This is a genomic window from Dietzia sp. B44, assembly GCF_014145245.1.
Classification (GTDB): Bacteria; Actinomycetota; Actinomycetes; order Mycobacteriales; family Mycobacteriaceae; genus Dietzia; species Dietzia natronolimnaea.
In genome coordinates this window covers 2,906-6,046 of record NZ_JAALEF010000499.1, presented here as the reverse complement: position 1 = coordinate 6,046, position 3,141 = coordinate 2,906, and the positions used below count along the sequence as shown (strand labels likewise).

3 protein-coding genes are annotated in these 3,141 nt (G+C 72.2%); all 3 read right to left on the bottom strand.

The window, feature by feature from the left end:
- Nucleotides 1-440: phosphoglycerate mutase family protein (locus G6017_RS14895; RefSeq protein WP_182618055.1), on the bottom strand; the 440-nt coding region annotated here is incomplete at its 3' end.
- Between the two features lie 16 nt (nucleotides 441-456).
- Nucleotides 457-1,755, bottom strand: coding sequence for a phosphotransferase family protein (locus G6017_RS14890; RefSeq protein WP_182618053.1), 1,299 nt, complete (start codon nucleotides 1,753-1,755; stop codon nucleotides 457-459).
- Nucleotides 1,752-3,035 (bottom strand): acyl-CoA dehydrogenase family protein, encoded by a 1,284-nt coding sequence (locus G6017_RS14885; protein ID WP_182618051.1) that lies wholly within the window; start codon nucleotides 3,033-3,035, stop codon nucleotides 1,752-1,754. Before G6017_RS14885 ends, G6017_RS14890 begins: the two co-directional genes overlap by 4 nt.
- Nucleotides 3,036-3,141 lie beyond the last annotated feature (106 nt).

Here is a 3,141-nt window from a genome sequence, read left to right as displayed (position 1 = left end):
TAGGTCTCGAACGCCTCGAGCCCGGCCCAGTGCCCGAGCGCCGCGTCGAGCTGACGTTGGAACGCCTGCTTGGCCTCGCCCGAGGAGCCCGCCGAATCGAGGGTGGCGTGACCGGCACTCACCCCGGCCGCCCGGGCCGCGGTGAGCACCTCGTCGGCGTCGTACTCGGCCCAGCGGTCGTCGCACTCGACCGGGCAGTCCCACCCGGCACCCTCTCCCAGGTCCTCTCCCAGGCCCTCTCGCAGGCCCTCGACCAGGCCCTGCGCGGTCTCGCGCTGTCGCCTCAGGCCGCCGTGGATCACCACGTCGGGCCGCAGTCCGCGCGCCGCCATGTCCCGGCCCGTGAGCCTGGCCTGGAGGTGGCCGGTCTCGGAGAGCCGGTCGTAGTCGCCGCTCCCGAACGAGGCCTGCCCGTGGCGGACCAGGTGGATGGCCCCCATCAGCGATCGACCCCCGTCACGTGCGGTTCCCCGTCCCCGGCAGGCCACCGAGGAGCCCGCCGATCTTCTGGCGCGCGTCGTGCACCCCGCCCGCGAGCAGCGGCAGGACGACCCTGGGCACCGCGAGCAGCTCAGGGATCACGTCGCGCGGGCTGATCCGGGTGGGCGTCAGCCGCCCCTCGCCGGTGCGGATGATGCGCAGGCACCGCTGTTCGAGGAACCCCACCGCGGGCCGGAACGCGCGGAACGCCGGGTTCGTCGTCTGACCGTGGAAGAAGCGGTGGTTGATCTGCTGGGCGATCACCGCGAGGCGGAACAGTCCGAAGACCTCGTAGAACCGCCAGTCGTCCTCGCTGATCTCCAGGCCCGACCGCTCGGCGTAGCGCTCGACGACCTCCCACCGGGTGAGCATCCCGGGCGCGTGCGTGGGCTGGCGCCGGAACGCCTTGAACACCGGGCCGTCCCCGTCCTCGACCCAGTAGGCCAGGGCGCCACCCAGATCCATGAGCGGGTCACCGACGGTCGCCATCTCCCAGTCCAGGACGCCGATGACGGAGGTGACGTCGCCGGGGTCGAGGACCAGGTTGTCGAAGCGGAAGTCGTTGTGGACCAGGCAGTGGCCCACGTCGTCCGGCTGATTGGCGTCCAGCCACTTCATCACCGGCGCGAAGTCGGGCACGTCGGGGGTCCGCGCGCGGCGGTAGCGGGCCGACCACCCCTCGACCTGCCTGCGCACGTAGCCCTCGCCACGGTCGAGGTCGTCCAGGCCGGCGGCCCGGACGTCGACGGCGTGCAGGTCCACCAGGGCGTCGACCGCCCGTTCGGACAGACGCCGGATGGTGGCCCTGTCCGCGCGGAGTTCCCGGGGGAGGTCCTTGCGCAGGATCGTGCCCTCGAGTCGCTCCATCACGTAGAAGTCGGACCCGATCACCGACTGGTCGTCGCAGAACCCCACCATCCGGGGCACCAGCGGGTACACCGGGCGGAGCGCCGACTGGACGCGGTACTCGCGCTTCATGTCGTGGGCGCCGCGGGCCTTGGTGCCGGTCGGCGGGCGGCGCAGCACCAGGTCCACGCCGGGATATCGCAACACGTAGGTGAGGTTGGACGCGCCTCCCGAGAACTGGCTCACCTCGGGGATGACCGGCTCGTCGTCGTCACCCAGGTCCACTCCCGCCAGGACGTCCGCGTGGTCGGGGGTGACGGAACGCAGCCAGGCCGCGACCGCCTCCACGTCGAACGCGTCCTCCCTGCGCACCGCGCCCGCGCCCGGGATCCTGCGGCTCAGGGGCGAGGCCCCGTGCGGTCGGCTCATCGGCCCGACTCTGCATCCGTAGTGGCTCCGGCGGCGTCGCGGTACGGCGCGAGCATCGCCCGGGCGACCACACCGAGGTGGACCTCGTCGGGGCCGTCGGCCAGGCGGAGCGAGCGCGCGGTGGCGTAGGCGCCGGCGAGTGGGAAGTCGTCGCTCATCCCGCCGCCGCCGTGCAGCTGCAACGACATGTCGATCACCCTCTGGGCCATCTTCGGCACGGCGGCCTTGATGGCGCTGACCTCCACGGCCGCCTGCCCCTCGGTGTCGAGCTTCCAGGCCGCGTGCTGCACCAGCAGGCGGGCCTGGTCGATGGCGATCCGGGCCTCGGCGAGCCGCTCCCGGTTCCCGCCCAGGTTGACGACGGGTTTGCCGAAGGCCACCCGGCCCGAGGCGCGACGGCAGGCCAGGTCGAGCGCCATCTCCGACAGCCCGATGAGCCGCATGCAGTGGTGGACGCGGCCGGGGCCGAGCCGACCCTGCGCGATCTCGGCGGCCCGCCCGGGTCCGGTGATGATGTTCTCCACCGGCAGACGCACGCCCTCGAGGGACACCTCACCGTGGCCGAGCGGTTCGTCGTAGACACCCTGTGCGGTGAGCATGCGCTCGACGCGCACCCCGGGGGCGTCCATGGGCACCAGGACCATCGAGTGGCGCAGGTAGCGGTGCGCGTCCGGATCGGACACTCCCATGAAGATGCCGACCTCGCAGTCCGGGTGGCCGACGCCGGTGGACCACCACTTGCGACCGTCGAGGACCACCTCGTCACCCTCGACCCGCGCGGTGGCCGCCATGTTGGAGGCGTCGGAGGAGGCCACGGCCGGCTCGGTCATGAGGAAGGCGCTGCGGATCCTCCCGTCCAGGAGCGGGTCCAACCACCGGTCCTTCTGCTCCTGCGAGCCGTACTTGAGCAACACCTCCATGTTGCCGGTGTCCGGGGCGTTGCAGTTGAACACCAGGGGCGCGATGAACGACCGCCCCATCTCCTCGGCGACGGGCGCGTAGTCGGTGTTGGTCAGGCCCGTCCCGCCGTGGGTGCCGTAGCGCTCGGCGTAGGGCCCCTCGTGCCCGGCGGGCAGGAAGAGGTTCCACAGTCCCTGCGCGCGCGCCCTGCTCTGCAGGTCGGTGATCCGCGGATCGACCGCCCATGGGTCCTCTCCGGCCAGTCGGCGACGGGCGATGTCGGCGTGGATCGCCGGCTCGACCGGGGCGATGTGCGTGTCGATGAACTCGCGGACCGCCGCGGTGAGCTCGGCCGCGCGGGGTGAGGGTGAGAAGTCCATAGTGTGCATCGTGGCACACCCGGGTGAACGGGTTCGTCCCACGGCGGCGGCTCGTCGGATACCTCTGGCAGGATCGCGGAGGTGAGCGAGAACGCGCGTACCCCCC